At 34.8% G+C, this 17,676-nt stretch carries 16 protein-coding genes and 1 riboswitch; of the genes, 14 read left to right on the top strand and 2 right to left on the bottom strand.

What is annotated here, in order from left to right; translation table 11 throughout:
- Nucleotides 1–56: 56 nt before the first annotated feature.
- On the bottom strand, nt 57–1,892 hold the full coding sequence (typA, locus tag SD1D_RS10015) for a translational GTPase TypA (protein ID WP_058258784.1): 1,836 nt from the start codon (nt 1,890–1,892) through the stop codon (nt 57–59).
- A gap of 302 nt (nt 1,893–2,194) precedes the next feature.
- Between typA and SD1D_RS10010 the strand changes: the two genes are divergently transcribed.
- From SD1D_RS10010 to SD1D_RS09975, 8 genes are all read left to right on the top strand, one after another.
- Nucleotides 2,195–2,827, top strand: a complete 633-nt coding sequence (locus tag SD1D_RS10010; protein ID WP_058258783.1) for a single-stranded DNA-binding protein — start codon at nt 2,195–2,197, stop codon at nt 2,825–2,827.
- A 204-nt stretch (nt 2,828–3,031) separates the two neighbouring features.
- Nucleotides 3,032–3,206: riboswitch (Lysine riboswitch) on the top strand.
- Nucleotides 3,207–3,374: 168 nt separating this feature from the next.
- Entirely contained in the window at nt 3,375–4,265 is an 891-nt protein-coding gene (gene dapA / locus SD1D_RS10005) for a 4-hydroxy-tetrahydrodipicolinate synthase (RefSeq protein WP_058258782.1), read from the top strand.
- 37 nt (nt 4,266–4,302) lie between these two features.
- The gene (dapB, locus tag SD1D_RS10000) at nt 4,303–5,058 is read left to right on the top strand and encodes a 4-hydroxy-tetrahydrodipicolinate reductase (RefSeq protein ID WP_058258781.1); all 756 of its coding nucleotides are present in this window, start codon (nt 4,303–4,305) and stop codon (nt 5,056–5,058) included.
- A gap of 221 nt (nt 5,059–5,279) precedes the next feature.
- Entirely contained in the window at nt 5,280–6,329 is a 1,050-nt protein-coding gene (locus SD1D_RS09995; protein WP_058258780.1) for an ABC transporter ATP-binding protein, read from the top strand.
- Nucleotides 6,313–7,176: an ABC transporter permease gene (locus tag SD1D_RS09990; RefSeq protein ID WP_058258779.1), complete on the top strand. Its 864-nt coding sequence runs from the start codon at nt 6,313–6,315 to the stop codon at nt 7,174–7,176. Before SD1D_RS09995 ends, SD1D_RS09990 begins: the two co-directional genes overlap by 17 nt.
- Nucleotides 7,177–7,190: 14 nt before the next feature.
- Complete coding sequence (locus SD1D_RS09985; protein WP_058258778.1) at nt 7,191–8,699, top strand: GldG family protein; 1,509 nt, start codon at nt 7,191–7,193, stop codon at nt 8,697–8,699.
- Nucleotides 8,699–10,201 carry a DUF4340 domain-containing protein gene (locus tag SD1D_RS09980; protein ID WP_058258777.1) on the top strand — a complete coding sequence of 501 codons (1,503 nt, stop codon included), beginning with the start codon at nt 8,699–8,701 and terminating at the stop codon, nt 10,199–10,201. Before SD1D_RS09985 ends, SD1D_RS09980 begins: the two co-directional genes overlap by 1 nt.
- Before the next feature lie 205 nt (nt 10,202–10,406).
- Nucleotides 10,407–12,902 (top strand): SpoIID/LytB domain-containing protein, encoded by a 2,496-nt coding sequence (locus SD1D_RS09975; RefSeq protein ID WP_058258776.1) that lies wholly within the window; start codon nt 10,407–10,409, stop codon nt 12,900–12,902.
- On the opposite strand, the gene SD1D_RS09970 is transcribed toward SD1D_RS09975, so the two are convergent.
- Complete coding sequence (locus SD1D_RS09970) at nt 12,889–13,764, bottom strand: YihY/virulence factor BrkB family protein (protein WP_058258775.1); 876 nt, start codon at nt 13,762–13,764, stop codon at nt 12,889–12,891. The genes SD1D_RS09975 and SD1D_RS09970 overlap by 14 nt on opposite strands.
- 242 nt (nt 13,765–14,006) lie before the next feature.
- On the opposite strand from SD1D_RS09970, the gene SD1D_RS12580 reads away from it, so the two are divergent.
- From SD1D_RS12580 to SD1D_RS12210, 6 genes are all read left to right on the top strand, one after another.
- Complete coding sequence (locus SD1D_RS12580; RefSeq protein ID WP_273231216.1) at nt 14,007–14,141, top strand: hypothetical protein; 135 nt, start codon at nt 14,007–14,009, stop codon at nt 14,139–14,141.
- A gap of 36 nt (nt 14,142–14,177) precedes the next feature.
- Nucleotides 14,178–15,584 carry a tetratricopeptide repeat protein gene (locus SD1D_RS09965; RefSeq protein WP_058258774.1) on the top strand — a complete coding sequence of 469 codons (1,407 nt, stop codon included), beginning with the start codon at nt 14,178–14,180 and terminating at the stop codon, nt 15,582–15,584.
- A 149-nt stretch (nt 15,585–15,733) separates the two neighbouring features.
- A complete protein-coding gene (gene spoIIAA / locus SD1D_RS09960) occupies nt 15,734–16,120 on the top strand; it encodes an anti-sigma F factor antagonist (protein WP_242955214.1) in 387 nt (128 codons plus the stop codon).
- A gap of 35 nt (nt 16,121–16,155) precedes the next feature.
- Nucleotides 16,156–16,626: an anti-sigma F factor gene (gene spoIIAB, locus SD1D_RS09955; protein ID WP_058258773.1), complete on the top strand. Its 471-nt coding sequence runs from the start codon at nt 16,156–16,158 to the stop codon at nt 16,624–16,626.
- Between the two features lie 29 nt (nt 16,627–16,655).
- Entirely contained in the window at nt 16,656–17,372 is a 717-nt protein-coding gene (sigF, locus tag SD1D_RS09950; protein ID WP_330398605.1) for an RNA polymerase sporulation sigma factor SigF, read from the top strand.
- Between the two features lie 125 nt (nt 17,373–17,497).
- Nucleotides 17,498–17,659: a hypothetical protein gene (locus SD1D_RS12210; RefSeq protein ID WP_157893121.1), complete on the top strand. Its 162-nt coding sequence runs from the start codon at nt 17,498–17,500 to the stop codon at nt 17,657–17,659.
- Nucleotides 17,660–17,676 lie beyond the last annotated feature (17 nt).

Genomic DNA, 17,676 nt, shown 5'->3' with positions numbered 1-17,676 from the left:
TTAATGACCGTATAGGGCAGAGATATGCTACTATACGGTCATTTATAATAAAACTCTTATCCGTTATTTTGTTTATTACGTCGATCTCTCATTCTAAGGGTAGAGTCTAGTATTTTCTTACGAATTCTAAGATTCTTTGGTGTAATTTCCAGTAATTCATCAGTTTCAATAAATTCCAGAGCCTGTTCTAGGCTTAATATTCTAGGTGGGGATAGTCTTAAGGCATCATCGGATCCGGCTGCCCTCATATTGGTAAGCTGCTTTCGCTTACATACGTTAACTTCAATATCTTCAGTCTTAGGGCTTTGACCGATTACCATACCTGAATATACTTTTGTGCCCGGTTCAATAAATAAGATCCCTCTGTCTTGAGCGTTATATAAGCCATAGGCGGTACTTTCACCGGTTTCAAATGCAATCAGGCTGCCGCTTTTACGGTACTGTATATCACCTTTAAAAGGCCCGTATCCGCTGAAGATAGTATTCATAATACCGGTGCCTTTGGTATCCGTAAGAAAATCTCCCCGGTATCCGATTAGACCTCTGGCAGGAATTATAAATTCAATTCGAGTATTACCGGTACCGGTAGTACGCATATCTACCATTTCACCTTTTCTTTGGCCTAATTTCTCAATAACAGTACCTGCAAATTCATCCGGTATATCAATAACTGCCCGCTCCATAGGTTCAAGCTTATTGCCAAGTTCATCTTCCTTATACAAAACTTCCGCTTTGCTGACTGAGAACTCATATCCTTCCCTTCTCATATTCTCTATTAGAACTGAAAGATGAAGTTCACCTCTTCCGGATACCTTAAAGCTTTCTGTTGTGTCAGTTTCTTCAACCCTAAGGCTGACATCGGTATTTAATTCCTTGAATAAACGCTCCCTAAGATGCCTTGAGGTTACATATTTACCTTCTGTACCGGCAAAAGGACTGTCATTTACATTAAAATACATTGCTATGGTTGGTTCTGAAATTTTTTGAAAAGGCAGGGCCTGAGGATAATCAGGGGAACAGATTGTATCCCCAATTTGAAGTTCTGAAATTCCCGATACTGCTATGATAGAACCGATTGTAGCTTCTGAAACCTCAACACGTTTTAAACCGTCAAATTCATAAAGCTTACTGATTTTAACCCGGCTGCTCTTGTTGGGATTATGGGCGTTTACTATTACTACATCATCATTAACATGGATGGTTCCCCTATCTACCTTACCTATACCGATACGTCCCACATATTCATTGTAGTCAATTGTACTGATAAGGATCTGGGTACCACTATTTGGATCACCTTCAGGTGCAGGAATATAGTCAATTATTGTATCAAAAAGAACTTCCATATTGGAGCCTTTAACATCAGGGGAAGTGGAGGCATATCCTGATTTTGCTGAGGCAAATATAAATGGACAATCTAACTGCTCATCATCAGCCTCTAGTTCTATTAATAATTCCAGTACTTCATCTACCACTTCTAAAGGTCTTGCTTCAGGGCGGTCTACTTTGTTTATACAAACTATAACCGGCAGTGACAAATCAAGTGCATTTTTAAGAACGAATTTTGTTTGTGGCATTGGTCCTTCAAAGGCATCTACTACTAGGATTACCCCTTCGGCCATTTTTAAAACTCGTTCAACTTCGCCGCCAAAATCCGCATGACCCGGTGTATCTATAATATTTATTTTTATACCTTTATAGTTTACGGCTGTATTTTTGGACAGAATGGTAATGCCTCGTTCCCTTTCTAGGTCATTGGAATCCATAACCCGATCCATTATATTCTGATTGGAACGAAACACCCCGCTTTGTTTTAATAACTCGTCTACCAAGGTGGTTTTACCATGGTCTACATGAGCAATTATAGCGATATTTCTAATATCCTCACGCTTCATTGGTTTATTACCTTCTTTCTTTTCTAGCATTCCATTCTAGACAACTTCATCATTGTATCAAAGGAGATAGTAAAAATCAACGTTAGATTCAGATAATTTTCATAAATTTTTACAAAAATGTTGTATAATCTAACAAAATATGCTAACTAATATAATATATGTAAAATTTTACTTCTAAATTATATTTTTTTGCATATATATTATCATAGGTAAATGAATGCTGTTACAGTAACAGATAAATTTGCCCAGAAATTTAAAGCGCAGTGGCGTATATACGTCACAAAAGAAGGGAGAGGTACGATATGTCGGATAAAGTATTTGAAAACAATCAAGTAAGTATTGCAGGAGAAGTAGCAACAGAATTCACATTTAGCCATGATGTATTTGGAGAGGGGTTTTATGTCGTAGACGTACTGGTCAAAAGATTAAGTGATGCCTATGACATTATACCTATCATGGTGTCTGAACGTCTTATTGACGTAAAACAGGATTACAGGGGGAAATATGCGGAGGTAATAGGTCAATTTAGATCCTATAACCGCCATGAAGAAAACAAGAACAGATTAGTGTTGTCAGTATTTGCCAGGGATATTAGAATTGTCGATGAAATATCCGAAAATGTAAAGCCTAACTTTATATTTTTGGATGGTTATGTATGCAAACCTCCTGTATACCGTAAGACTCCTTTAGGCCGGGAGATTGCAGATATTTTACTGGCAGTGAACAGGCCTTATGGAAAATCAGATTATATTCCCTGCATTAGCTGGGGTAGAAATGCCAGATATGCTGAAACCTTTGCTGTAGGAGGCCATGTCCAGATTTGGGGAAGAATCCAAAGCAGGGAGTATCAAAAGAAAATCAGTGAAACAGAATTTGAAAAAAGAATAGCATATGAAGTTTCAGTAAGTAAGTTAGAATATTTAGATGAAACTTAATATATAGAAAAATAAATAGAAAAAGTAAAAAGGAGACTGACAAAATAGTACAATTACTGCTATTTAAGTCAGTCCCTATTTTATTTGTTTCAAATAAAAGGCTAAATTATCTAAATCATCGAAATTTATGGAATGATACCATTAAATCTATTGACATCTACTGGGCCAAATGTTAATATAGTTTTATAAATAATGTGAAATATTGCTTGAGGTAGAGGCGCAATATTCAAGAGTACACTGTTTGATATTTCAGGGATAGATGAGGCAGTGGAAAGGGGATGTTGCCGAAGTGATAATAATCCTGAGTTATTATCGCTGGGCATATGGTGAATAACCATGTGACTGTCATCATGTGAATGGATGGAGTGCTGCCTAAAGAAATTACGTAGTGTTAATATTTTTACGTATAGAATTCTTTAGTGTCGACTCTGTAGTCGACTTTTTTTACGCATAATCATATCATAAATACTAACTGCAATATATTTTCACGAATGTAATATGTAGATTAATAGAGGTAAATTGATTAAAATTTTTTGGAGGTGTCATTATGGCTTTATTTAAAGGAGCAGGTGTTGCAATCGTTACACCATTTAATGAAAATAATGAGGTGAATTACGAGAAACTAGGTGAGCTGATTGATTTTCAGATAGCCAATGGAACTGACAGTATAATAATATGTGGTACAACAGGAGAAGCTTCTACCCTTACTCATGAGGAACATTTAGAATGCATTAAGTATACAGTTGAAAAAGTTAATAAAAGAGTTCCTGTAATTGCAGGAACAGGATCTAATTGCACAAATACAGCCATATATCTATCAAAAGAAGCTGAAAGCTATGGTGTAGACGGTTTGCTTATAGTAACACCATATTATAATAAAGCCACACAAAAAGGATTGATTGCACATTATACTGCCATTGCTAACAGTGTATCACTTCCTATTATTATGTATAATGTTCCGGGAAGAACAGGCTGTAATATGCTGCCACAAACTGTTGCTAGTTTAGTTAAAAATGTGGATAATATAGTTGGAATAAAGGAAGCCAGTGGAAATATTGCGCAAGTAGCAGAGATTATGAATCTTACAGAGGGTAATATAGATTTATATTCAGGCTGCGATGAGATGATTGTACCGGTTTTATCTCTAGGTGGAATTGGGGTTATTTCCGTATTATCCAATGTAGCACCACAAGAAACCCATGATATGGTTGAAAAATATCTAGAAGGAGATCTGGTAACAAGCAAAGATCTGCAACTTAAATTTATTCCCCTAATAAATGCCTTATTCTGTGAAGTAAATCCCATACCTGTAAAGGCTGCACTAAATCTAATGGGCTTTGAAGTGGGTAATCCCAGAATGCCCCTAACCAATATGGAACCGGCCAATCTAGAAAGATTAAGAAATGAATTAAATAAATGTAATATTAAAACCGTATAATAAGGAACAATAGTATTTCTACAATTGGAGGAAGCATATGATAAATATCATTTTACGTGGTTGTAACGGCAGAATGGGCAGGGAAATTACCGGCTTATTAGAAGAAGATGATACAGCTGCCATTGTAGCAGGCATTGATATATCTATAAGCAGTGATAATAAATTTCCGGTATTTTATAGCTTTAAGCAATGTAATATACCGGCAGACGTAATTATAGATTTTTCATCACCGGTAAATGTTAGGGAAATGCTTGATTTTGCCATAGACCGTGGTATCGGAATTGTACTGTGCACCACAGGATTTTCAAAGGAAGACCAAAGGCTTATAGAAGAGGCTTCAAAGCTAATTCCTATACTTAAGTCGGCCAATATGTCCATGGGCATAAACTTGATTTTAAAGCTTGTTAAGGAAGCAACCAAGGCCCTAAGTGATGCAGGCTTTGATATTGAGATTATAGAAAAACATCATAATAAAAAGGTGGATGCTCCCTCAGGAACGGCTCTAGCTATTGCAGATGCCATTAATGATGCCTTAGATAACCAATATGAATATGTATATGACCGAACCAATATCCGTGCTCCGAGACAAAAGAAGGAAATCGGTATATCTGCCGTAAGGGGAGGTACCATTGTCGGTGAGCATGATGTAATATTTGCCGGTAGTGACGAGGTCATTGAAATAAAGCATACTGCTTATTCAAAAGCTATCTTTGCCAAGGGGGCCATCCAAGCGGCAAAATTCTTGCCCGGCAAACCGGCAGGTATATACACAATGAATGATGTAATTGGGTAAGAATATCTTTTTCGGAAAAATAAAATAAATTAATATTAATAACCCTAAATTTTTGTTATATGTGCTTTTTAAATATAAAAAAGCAGCTTATAAGTAATTTTTAGGGTTTTAATATATAAAAGAATAATTATATGGTATATATTAGATTTGTTCACAATTTTTTCGTATTCTTAGTGTAATATACAAATTATAAAGAAACGCTATTTAAGGAGGAGACTGTTTTGATTGAGGTAAAAAATCTAGTAAAGCGATATGGAAATCATACCGCTGTAGATGATTTATCATTTACCGTTGATAAGGGGCAGATTCTTGGATTTTTAGGACCCAATGGTGCCGGAAAATCCACCACTATGAATATAATAACAGGTTATATATCTGCCACTGAGGGAACGGTAACAGTTAATGGGGTGGATGTATTTGAAGAACCCGAAGAAGTTAAAAAGATGATTGGATATCTGCCGGAATTTCCACCTTTATATCCGGATCTTACGGTATTGGAATATTTAAATTTTGTGGCAGATATAAAGAAAGTAAAACGATCCTTAAGAAAACAGATGGTGGAAGAAGTTATGGAAGCCACTAAGATAACAGATATGAGGAATCGTTTGATTAAGCATTTATCTAAAGGATACAAGCAAAGGGTTGGTCTTGCCCAGGCCATAATGGGTTATCCTGAGTTAATTATTTTAGACGAGCCTACTGTGGGACTTGATCCAAAGCAAATTATTGAAATAAGGGAATTAATCCGTGAACTAAGTAAGAATCATACGGTTATCCTAAGTTCACATATTATGCAGGAAGTTAGTGCAGTATGTGACAGCGTTATGATAATAGATAAAGGGAAATTAATATTACAGGATAAACCGGAAAATCTCAGTATGCATTTTGGTTCTACCGGAGGTTTAAAACTGGTAATCCGCGGTGATAAAGATTCCATAATGAAAGAGCTTGGTAAAATAGATAGAATTACAAAGTATGAGGAAAATGAAGCCCTAGAAGAAGGGACAATCAATGTAACTGTATATTGTAAGGAAGATGATGATATAAGAGAAGAAGTTTTCTATAGTATGAGTAAAAACAAAACCCCTATTTTAGAGATGCAGTCCATTAGAATGAGCTTGGAGGATATTTTCCTTAAAGTTACTCAGGATAACAGCTCTACCGACTCTTCTAATGCTGAGTCTGAAGAAGCTGATAATAATAGGAAACAGCCCGAGGAAATAATATCATCTAAGGGTGAGGAGGAGGATTCAAATGCTGGCGATTTATAAAAAGGAGTTACGTTCTTACTTTACATCTATGATTGGATATGTATTTATAGCTTTATTTTTAGCTATTATAGGTATCTTTTTCTATAATAATAATCTATTAACCAGATCCGCTAATTTTGAACATACAATTGCTAATGTAAGTTTTATTTTCGTTTTATTGGTACCGCTACTTACTATGCGTATAATGGCAGAAGAAAATAAACAAAAGACAGATCAGCTTCTTTTGACATCCCCTGTTAGTGCCACAGATATTGTTATGGGAAAGTTCCTGGCGGTATTTACCATATTATTCATGGTAATTGCCATTATAAGTACATATCCCTTAATAATGACTAGGTATGGTCAAGTACCCTTTGCCTCTTCCTATGCCAGTATTGTAGGATTTTTGCTTTTAGGGGCCTCATACCTTGCTATGGGATTATTCTTATCTTCCCTAACTGAAAGTCAGGTTGTAGCGGCAGTAATTACTTTTATTGTCTTTTTCTTCACATTATTTATGGATGGTCTGGCCAGTAGTATTTCTACTACTAATAAAACAGCCTTTATCTTTTTTACTGCTTTAATCTTAATTCTTTGTTTTATATTATGGATAATGATGCATAATCTGACAGTATCACTGGGTGTTGGTATTATTGGTGAAGTGATTTTAACATATATTTATATGAACAAGCCCACCCTGCTTGACGGTGCTGTTGTAAAAATGTTTGGCTGGTTGTCTGCTACTGCCCGTTTTAACAACTTTTACATGGGAATATTTAACTTGGCAGATATCATCTATTATTTAAGTATTACCTTTATATTTTTGTTCCTGTCAACCCAAGTCATTAAGAAGAAGAGATGGAGCTAAGGAGGTGGGAAGCAGTGAGCAATAATAATCAAAATAAGGACATGATAAATAATCAAAATGAGCTTAATAAGGATGATAATAATATGAATAATAAAAATGGCTTCTTTAAAGAGATAAAAGCTTCCTTTACCGGAAGAAAATTTGTCAGTGGGGCCTATGTATCCATAATATCTGCAATAGTTATCATATTAGTGCTTCTTGCAAATCTGATTATAACAGAGTTTGATTTAAAGATTGATTTAAGTTCTGAAGGCATATATACCTTAACAAAGGAAACTAAAGAATACATAAAGAATATGGAAGATGAGGTTACAATTTATTATTTAATTGAAGCAGGTAATGAAGCACCTATGTTTCAAAGGATTGCTGAGAAGTTTGATAGTCTTTCCGACCATATTACCTTGAAGCAGAAAGACCCTATTCAGTACCCAACCTTTACTAAGGAATATGTGGATGATGAAGTTTCTCTTAATAGCTTTTTAGTTGTAAATGAACGTACTAAGCAGGCTAAATATGTGGATTATAATGATATGCTTGTGCAGGAGTTTAACCAGCAGTATTTTCAGTATTATACAGTAGGTATTGACGTAGAAGGTCAGCTTATATCAGCAATTCAATATGTAACAAATCCTGATCTTCCGGTTGTCTATTATACAGTTGGCCATGAGGAATATGAGATTGGATCACTTTTTAATGAGATTATGTCGAAAATGAATATTGACATACTTCCTCTTCAAACCTTAACGGTAGAAAAAGTACCGGATGATTGTAATGTCTTATTAATCAATGCACCAAAGCTAGACTTTTCCGATGCAGAATTGAATATGATTAAGGAGTATATGGCAGCAGGTGGTAATGTAGTTATTGTTATGGACTATCAGACACAGGATTTTGCCAATCTTAATTCCCTTATAAATTATTACGGCATTCAGATGGAGAAGGGAATTATATGTGAAGGGGATACCGACATGTTTGTTCCCCTATATCCTAGATATATAGTTCCTAAAGTATTAGAACACGATATTACTAAGGGCTTATATAATAGCAATCGTATAGTAGTTACACCAAAATCCTCCGGACTTAGAATTATGGATAATATAAAAAGTTCATTAACCGTAGAACCTCTATTAGAGACATCGGATAAGTCATATTCCAAGATAAATGATAATCCTGAGACTCTTATGAAAGAAGAAGGAGATATAGAAGGTCCCTTCTATATAGGCTTAAAGTCTAGCGATACCTTTAACAACGTAACATCCAATATGGTAGTATATACCTCTGAAATGATATTTGATGATAATATGCTAAGCAGCTATGGCAATTTCCATCTACTGGTTAATACTATAGGTAATCTTGTAGGAGAGCTAGAAACCATATCTGTAAGGGCTAGATATCTATATCCTGAGCCCCTAAATATCACACAGAAGCCGGCATTGATATGGGCTGCTATAGCAATTGTTATTCTTCCTGTGATTATCCTTACATCAGGTGTCATTGTTGTTGTTAAGAGGAGGAAGCGTTAATGACAAAGAGAAAAAAGAAAAACCTGCTTACCTTAATCTTTCTTGTAGTGATGTTGGGCCTAATGTCAGGCTTTTATGTATGGTATCTCAATAAGAACAAGGATAGGGGTGAAACTGCAAGTGAAGACGATTCCCTCATTCTTGCCACTATGGATCCTGACCTTATAGAAAGAATCCACTTTAAAAATGATGAAGCAGATATGATTTTGATTCTTGAGGATGATACCTGGGTAACCGAAGCAGACAAAGAACGGCCCATTAAGCAAAATTATGTAGATAATATGATTAGTATTATTGATGAGGTAAAGGCAGAACGTATAGTAGATGAAAAACCTGAGGATCTTGCACAATATGGTCTTGTAAGTCCCTATGCCTCTCTTAAGGCCACACAGTCAGACGGAAAAAGTGTTACTTTATTATTAGGAGACGAGGTTAGTGGGGGACAGGGTTATTATGCCAAATTAGATGGAAATGATACTGTATTTATAGTTCCCACTCTTTATGGCACCTACCTATCTTACAGTGATGTTAGTATGACTCAGGTTGATAACGGACCTTCCTTAACCTCTAATGATATTTATCATATTGAGGTTCTTAAAAAGGATGGGGAGGACTTTGAACTGATTTATGATGAAGATTCTAAGTATCATAAGGCAGGTACTCCCCTGCTTTCATGGGCTGTCCTTAAACCTTTTGAAGAACCATATTCAGCAGACAGCTCTAAGGTATCAGAGGTAATATCTAATTTCACAAGATTTTATTTTCTATCCTGCGTGGACTATAAGGGAGAAGATTTGGCTAAATATGGCTTAGAGGATCCTACTGCTTCTATATTAGTAGAATACTATGAACAGCATGAAGAAGAGCTAGATGAGCCACAGAAGGATCCTGATACAGGAGAAGAAATAACTACAAAGACCGTCACTAAGGAGAAAAGCTTTAAGTTATACATTGGTAATCTGAATGATAAAGGAGATTATTATGTAAGAAAAGATGGAGAAGCTGCAGTCTATACCATGGAAGCAGAAGATGTAGATGCTATGCTTCAGGTAGATGCCTTTAGTATCTTAAGTACTTTCATAAGTATTTATAATATAGAAACGGTAGATCGTATAGATATCGATATCTCCGGTAAACCATATACTATGGAGATAAAGAGGGAAGTTACTACCGATAGTGAAGGAAATGAAGAAACCAAGGCTAGCTATTATTATAACGGTAAAGAGGTAGAAGAGGATACATTTAAGGATGTGTATCAAGTTATGATAGGAGCAAAATTTGATACACAGCTTAAAGAAGAAGTTTCTCTTAAGGAATTAGATCCGATTCTTACCATATCATATCATTTAGAAGATAGTGATAAGACTTATACCAGCAAATATTATCCTTATGACGAAAGTTTCTATATAGCAGACAACGGTGGTCCTATTATATTTAAAGCTGATAAAAGAAGAATTGACCAAATAATAAAGACTATAGAAGAGTTTAAAAAAGCAGAATAATAAAGTAATATAAAGTAATGGAGCATGTTTTCTTTTGAAACATGCTCCATTACTTGCCTTAGAGCCATTTTTATGCTTATTTGTAGAAATGATCATACAACTTGTACGAATATTCATAGCATTGACATAATATACTAACATATAGGATAATCAAGCTAGTAACAAGTAATAAGCCTGGACAAACCTAGACGGGAGGAGGTAGGCTATGAATACTAAGAATAAGTTTATTATAATTGGTATCTGTATAATAATTGTAATAGCAGTCTTGGCAGCCAATATCATTAGGAGAATCAAGACTGATGAATATGGGGAAACTGAAGAACTTGTAAAGGAAAAGGTTATATCAAAGGCAGAGGCATACCGCTTACTAAGTTACCTTGAATATGATAGGGCCTCAAGAGAAGCCCTATCAATGGAAATTACATATAAGGATGAGGATATGTCAGGCTGGTATGACAGCTATGTTAATGCTGTATATAAAATGGGTCTGATAGAAGCTAGTATTACAGAATCTCCTAAGAAAGCCTTGACCTTAGGACAGTGTAAACAGCTAATTGATAAGCTTATAACCTTACATACACAGCTTCAAGGGGTATACCAAAACTTATCCTTTGACTTTTTAGATTCAGATAAGGCAATGCCTATATCACAGTTTTTAGAGCTATATAATGTTCTTCTTGGGTTAATTCCGGAAGAAGAGAAGCTTGTTAAGGATGAGCTTTTATTTGTTCTAGATAAGGAGGATTCTGAGGAAGGAAAGGATAGAATAGTAACTGACAAGGGTAATTACTATTATCAAAATACCAAAGATTATGAAGGAATATTCTATCCTGAAGTAAAAAGATCATATGAAAGTCTTACCGGTGAAGAAATACTAAAACGTTTTAATAATAAAGGTATAGAAGTCCTTGTCTCTGCCAATGAGATTGTATATATTAAAAAAATCCATACTGATAAGATTGTAATTAATAATGTTTGGATTGAGGAAGGAAAAGAACTTAAGGTTCAAACTTTTATAAATGGAATACATAAAGAGTTTGAGACCTTATATAAACTTTCTCAGAATTTAGAAAGAATTGTGGGAGATATCACCATAGAAAATGGATATATTGTTAGCATAAGTATAAAGCCTGATATCATTCAGGGTAAGGTTTTATTATCAGGGGAAGATTTTATTGAGATTGAGGGATATGGAAAGATACCACTGGATGCAAATTATAAGATCTATAAAATATACGGGGATCTTTCCATGGAAAAAACCAATAGTATCTTAGTAGGTTATGATACAACAGATTTTGTAGTATCGGGGGGAAAGGTAAGTGCGGCCTTAATTAGGGAAAGTATAAAGGCAGAAAATATCAGAGTACTACTTCATACCACAGGTTTTAAAGATATATATCATAGTGAGATTGAATTTGGTGCTACAACTGATTTTATTGTTAAGCTAAAGGATAAAGAAAAAAAATATTCGGCCGATGAAACCATAAAATTACAGCCGGGGGATAAGATGTTATCATCCGGTAGAATAATTATTGAGCCTGTTTCAGATAGGGGAAAGATTAAACTTTTATCAGTGGAGCGTTCTTATGGTAAACCGAAATATAGGGGGAGAATAGAGATTGCAGAAACAGATAAGGGGCTTCTTATTGTTAATGAACTGCCCTTAGAAGAGTATCTATATGCGGTTATTCCCAGTGAGATGCCTACATACTATGGCTTAGAGCCCTTAAAAGTTCAGGCGGTTTGTGCCAGAAGTTATGCATATAAGCATCTTGTTGCCAATAGCCTAAGCAAATATGGGGCCCATGTGGACGATAGTGTAGCATATCAGGTTTATAATAATATTGAGGAAAATGAAGATTCCATCTTAGCTGTTAAGGATACCTATGGAAAAGTAGTGGAGTATGAGGGAGAGGTAATTACGGCATATTATTTTTCAACTTCCTGTGGCCATACTACAGGAGTAGAGCATGTATGGTCAGGGGGATCAGCAATTCCTTACTTAAGCGGAAGACTACTGACAGAAGAAGGGGATAGCGAAGATGTAATATCTGACGGGGAAGATGGTTTATACAAAGATCTTACAAAAGAAGAAAATTTCAAAAGCTTTATACTGGATGAGGAATTTGTCACCTATGACAGCGGCTTTAATTGGTACCGGTGGAATGTTACCATAGATATAAAAGATATAAAAGAGAATATAGACAAAAAGCTTGAAGGTAGATATAAGGCTAATCCTAATCTAATAAAAACTTTGGTTAGTAAAAATCCTAAGGATAAAGATGCGGTATATGAAAGTCTCCCTGTTACTACAGTGGGAGATATTGTGGATATTTACGTCAAAAAAAGAGGGACCGGTGGAATAATCACTGAATTAATAATCCAGGGTACTGAAAAGACAATTAAAGTTCAGACAGAATATAATATAAGAGCCCTTTTGTCACCGGCAAATTCTTTAGTCTATCGTTTAGATGGGGAAGGGGTAAAAGATTTAAGCTTGCTGCCCAGTGCATTTTTCTTCATAGATAAAAAAATGGAGGATGGGAAGCTATCTGCCTTTACATTTACCGGAGGCGGTTATGGCCATGGTGTAGGAATGAGCCAAAACGGGGTTAAATCCTTGGCAGATGCCGGAAAGAAATATGATGATATAATAACCTATTTTTATAGAGGAACGAATCTTGGATTTATTTATCAATAGTAATTTCATGGGGAGGATTACGATAAAGCTGTTTAAGTTCATCCCAAGATTTATCTTGGAGAAATTGGTTTATTTCAGCCCCTATAAATAATAAATACATACAAAAGTATAGCCAAAGCATGAACAATACAATGGTTGTTAGGCTTCCATACATAGAAGCATAGTTGGAATAATGGTCAATATAATAGGAGAAGGCATAGGAAAATCCCATCCATCCCCCGGCACATATCATAGCTCCCGGAACTTCTTTTGATACCTTGGTCTTTCTGTTAGGTACCACAATATAAATAACTAAGAAGAATACAAAAAGTGTAATAAGACCTACAATAGTGCGAAGGCTTATAATAACCAAGGCTAAATCCTGTAATACGGGAAATCGTCTTGTGGTCCAGAAGTATAATTTATTACCAAAAACAAAAAGCACTATGCTGGCAACCAACATTATGGCAAATACCAAGGTATATATTGTAGAAGTAATTCTAAGAAAGAGGGTATGCCTGGTTTCTTGTATATTGTATACAGAATTTAGACCCTTCATAATTGCAAAAAAACCCTTTCCGGCGGACCAAAGAGCAGTAATAGCCGTAATAGAGATTAGGGTACCGGAATTGGTTCTTTCATAGACATCAGTAATTACCCTAACTACAAAAGAATTAAATGCCTTAGGAAAAATTTGTGTAAAAATTGTAAGTATAGTGCTTTCTTGTATATTAAAAAAAGGAACTATACTAAGTAAAAACATTATAAAAGGGAAAAAAGAGATGATGATGAAGAAGGCAGCTTGAGCAGAAAAGGCTGACACATAATCATCTCTTATTTTTCTTGAAAATAATGTTGTTAATTTTAAAATTGATTTAATCATACAAAACCTCAATCCTAAATAGTAAGACGATGTTTCATTATATTATATGTAAGTATAAAACATACTATTATTTTAATCAATAATATTCCTTAGTCAAGAGTTTGCATATGAAAAAATATTTGCTAACCACTTATAAACTCTTGATTTTTATTTGTATTATGGTTATTATGTTAGATAGAGAGCTTTTAGATAATTATGGTATAATTCATAGGTCATAAGTTCTAAGAGAAGGAGATTAGAGTATGATTAATTTTGAAGAAGAAATCGAAAAATTCCAACCCAGTCCGGAAATAGAACAGGCAGAAGATGTGATTTATAATAATGATTTGATGGATATCTCGGATATTTTAAAGGAACTTATTAAGGAAAAAGAATAACTCATTATGATTAAGGAAGTTAGGTGGGGATAAAGTATGGTATGTCCAAATTGCCAAAAGAATATTTCAGGCAATAAAAAAAGCTGTAATCATTGTGGCCAGGACTTAACATTATATAAGAAAGTCTTAATGGCTTCAAATATGTATTATAATAATGGTTTGGCAAGGGCTAAGGTCCGGGACTTATCAGGGGCAATAACTGCATTAAAGAAGAGTCTTGAACTTAATAAAGCCAACACAGATGCAAGAAATTTATTGGGATTAATATATTTTGAAATGGGCGAAACAGTGGCTGCACTCAGTGAATGGGTGATTAGCAAGCATTTTAAGCCTGATGATAATGATGCAGAACGGTACATCAATGCAGTTCAGGAAAATCCCACCAAGCTTGATGGACTTAATCAGGCAATTAAAAGATATAATAATGCCTTGGTTTTTGCAAAGCAAGGTAGTGATGATTTGGCTACTATACAGCTAAAGAGAGTTATTTCACTAAATCCTCATTTTCTTCGTGCTTATCATTTACTTGCATTAATTTACATGAAAAACCAAGACAAAGAAAGGGCTAAAAAATGCCTACTAAAAGCTGCTAAGATAGATGTGTCTAATACAACTACATTAAAGTATCTGAGGGAGCTTGAAGCACAGCCAAGTTTGACCCGTAGTACGGAGACATCATCTAACATAGACAATAATCAACCTTCAACTATTATGCCTATTTCATCTTACCGTGAGGATAAGCCCAATGTTATGGCTTTTGTAAATTTGGTGATTGGTGTAATAATAGGCTTGTCCGTATCCTTATTTTTGCTTATACCTTCAATTAAAAACAACGAGGTTTCCAATAAAAACAAAGACGTTGTGGACTATTCTGAGAAATTAGCTGCATTGGAGGAAAAGGATACCGCTATAGCAAAATTACAAGATGAAAAAGCCCAGCTGCAGTTAAAGCTTGATGCCTTGCAGCAGGAACTAGACAGTATAGAAGAACCAAATAATAATCCCCAGTTATATGATCCCTTATTTGAGGCATCCTCCCTTTATATGAATGAATTAACAAAGAGAGAAAGAGACAGGGAGCTTTTAGGTATTGCAGAAATTCTTAGTACAATAGATACAAGCCAATTTGAGTCAGAGGAATCCTTACAGCTGTATGAAAGGCTTACTCAGGAGATATTTCCTATAGTTTCTGATCAGTTATACGATGAAGGACATGACTTATATAGTGCTGGGAAGTATGAAGAAGCATTAGAAACTTTAAATATGTCATATAACTATAATTCTGATAATGTTGATGCTATTTATTTTATAGCAAGGTCATATCACCGACTAGAAGACTATGAGAATGCCAGAGTTTATTATGAGATAGTTATTAATGATTTTTCTGATTCAAGAAGATTTAATGATGCAAAGCAATTTTTAAACAGTATATCTGAAGATTAAAGATATAAAATCAACTAAAAGTTGTTAAATAACTTATGATAAAAGTTTAGGAAAAAGACGTTTTAATTAAAATGTCTTTTTTCTTAAGCATACATGGAAAAAATAGTAAGAAATAGATAAAAATAGTATGAACGGAGGGGAATATTCTAATGCAAAATGGCAAGATGCATCCAAAATTTGAGAAGAAACCGGGAAAGGAGGAAACGTCCTATGAGATAAATCAAAGGTGTTTAATTATTAGGTTGAATGATGAGCTAGATCATCATAATGCAGTTAAAATTAAGGAGAAGGCAGACAGAATAATAGAAAGAAATCATATTAAACATATTATATTTGATTTTTCCGGTGCTAATTTTATGGACAGTGCGGGGATAGGTGTGATTATGGGCAGATATAAAAAAGTAATCTTTATAGGAGGAAAGATTGCTGTGGCAAGTGTTAACTCTACAGTGGATAGAATTTTTCGTATGTCAGGCCTTTATAAAATTATTAATAAATATGACACCGTAGAGGCGGCATTAAATCATTTGAAATAGTTATTAAACTATAAAGAAAGGGGATAAGTATTAAGATGGATAATACAAATAGGATGGTATTAGAATTTGAAAGTAGATCACAGAATGAAAGTTTTGCACGTACAGTAGTTGCTGCTTTTGTAGCTGCCCTAGATCCTACAATAGAGGAATTGGCTGATATAAAAACGGCTGTATCAGAAGCTGTTACAAATTGCATCATCCATGGCTACGGAGATAAAATCGGCATAATTACAATGCGCTGCTATATCCAAGATAATGAACTGACAGTAGAGGTTGAAGATAAGGGAAGAGGAATTGAAGATATTGATAAAGCCATGGAGCCTTTATATACAAGCAGGCCAGAATTAGAAAGGTCAGGCATGGGATTTTCTTTTATGGAGGCTTTTATGGACGAGCTTGAAGTGGAATCAATCCCTGGCCAAGGTACTCTGGTTAGAATGAAAAAAACTATAGGTAAAGAGGCTATAAAAGGGTTCACAAATCAAACAGGTCAGAGTGCAATTTAATTGATGGTATGAAGGGAGTGAGTTTTAATGTGGATACGCTTGAGCTGATTAAAAGATCAAAAGAAGGTGATAAGGAAGCTAGAGATAGAGTTGTTACAGAAAATATGGGTTTAGTCTGGAGCATTGTCCGCAGATTCACCAACAGGGGTCATGAGATGGAAGATTTATTTCAAATCGGTACCATAGGTTTGATAAAGGCAATAGATAAGTTTGACTCTTCATATAATGTAAAATTTTCAACCTATGCTGTTCCCATGATTACGGGAGAGATTAAACGATTTTTAAGGGACGATGGGATGATTAAAGTAAGCAGGTCATTGAAGGAAAGTGCCGCAAAGATAAGGGCTTTTAGAGAAAAGTGTGGGAATATGTATGGCAGAGAGCCTACTATTGAAGAAATCGAACGGGAACTTAATATTACAAGAGAAGAAATTTTGATGGCATTAGAAACCGGGGCAGAAGTAGAATCTTTATATAAAACCATTTATCAAGGTGACGGAAGTCCAATATATTTGATTGATAAATTAACAGAAGCAAAAGATGAAAGTGAAAATATGATAGATAAGCTTGCTTTAAAAGAAATTATTGCTTCCTTGGATGAAAAGGAGCAGTTAATTATCAAGCTTAGATACTTTAAAGATAGAACCCAAACAGATATTGCAAAAGAACTTGGTATATCTCAAGTGCAGGTATCCAGAATGGAGAAAAAAATTTTAAAAATTTTAAGAGAAAAGCTGGGTGCTTAAAGGCCTAATACATGTAATTTCCAGTATAGTTAATTTTATAAAAACACATAATAATACCAATAAATAATAATAACAAAGCATCAGACAAGTAAACTGATGCTTTTTTATTGATTAGGAGCGATAATATGATGTTGAAAAAAAGAAGAATTTTTCTACTGGGAGCCTTTCTTATTATAGCAGCCCTTGCTGTAGCCTTATGGGTTGGCTTTTTTACCGGAGATAAGAAAAGCGAATATGATGGCACATTAGTAGAAGTATCTACTGATGAAATCATACAGCCTTTATAAAGCTATTAAGTAGGAAG

Source organism: Herbinix luporum, assembly GCF_900070325.1.
GTDB lineage: Bacteria > Bacillota > Clostridia > Lachnospirales > Lachnospiraceae > Mobilitalea > Mobilitalea luporum.
This window is presented reverse-complemented; position numbering and strand designations above follow the sequence as displayed.

Coding starts and splice junctions, on each gene's coding strand:
- typA (WP_058258784.1), bottom strand. CDS start 1,892: ATGAAGCGTGAGGATATTAGAAATATCGCTATAATTGCTCATGTAGAC.
- SD1D_RS10010 (WP_058258783.1), top strand. CDS start 2,195: ATGTCGGATAAAGTATTTGAAAACAATCAAGTAAGTATTGCAGGAGAA.
- dapA (WP_058258782.1), top strand. CDS start 3,375: ATGGCTTTATTTAAAGGAGCAGGTGTTGCAATCGTTACACCATTTAAT.
- dapB (WP_058258781.1), top strand. CDS start 4,303: ATGATAAATATCATTTTACGTGGTTGTAACGGCAGAATGGGCAGGGAA.
- SD1D_RS09990 (WP_058258779.1), top strand. CDS start 6,313: ATGCTGGCGATTTATAAAAAGGAGTTACGTTCTTACTTTACATCTATG.
- SD1D_RS09980 (WP_058258777.1), top strand. CDS start 8,699: ATGACAAAGAGAAAAAAGAAAAACCTGCTTACCTTAATCTTTCTTGTA.
- SD1D_RS09975 (WP_058258776.1), top strand. CDS start 10,407: ATGAATACTAAGAATAAGTTTATTATAATTGGTATCTGTATAATAATT.
- SD1D_RS09970 (WP_058258775.1), bottom strand. CDS start 13,764: ATGATTAAATCAATTTTAAAATTAACAACATTATTTTCAAGAAAAATA.
- SD1D_RS12580 (WP_273231216.1), top strand. CDS start 14,007: ATGATTAATTTTGAAGAAGAAATCGAAAAATTCCAACCCAGTCCGGAA.
- SD1D_RS09965 (WP_058258774.1), top strand. CDS start 14,178: ATGGTATGTCCAAATTGCCAAAAGAATATTTCAGGCAATAAAAAAAGC.
- spoIIAA (WP_242955214.1), top strand. CDS start 15,734: ATGCAAAATGGCAAGATGCATCCAAAATTTGAGAAGAAACCGGGAAAG.
- spoIIAB (WP_058258773.1), top strand. CDS start 16,156: ATGGATAATACAAATAGGATGGTATTAGAATTTGAAAGTAGATCACAG.
- SD1D_RS12210 (WP_157893121.1), top strand. CDS start 17,498: ATGATGTTGAAAAAAAGAAGAATTTTTCTACTGGGAGCCTTTCTTATT.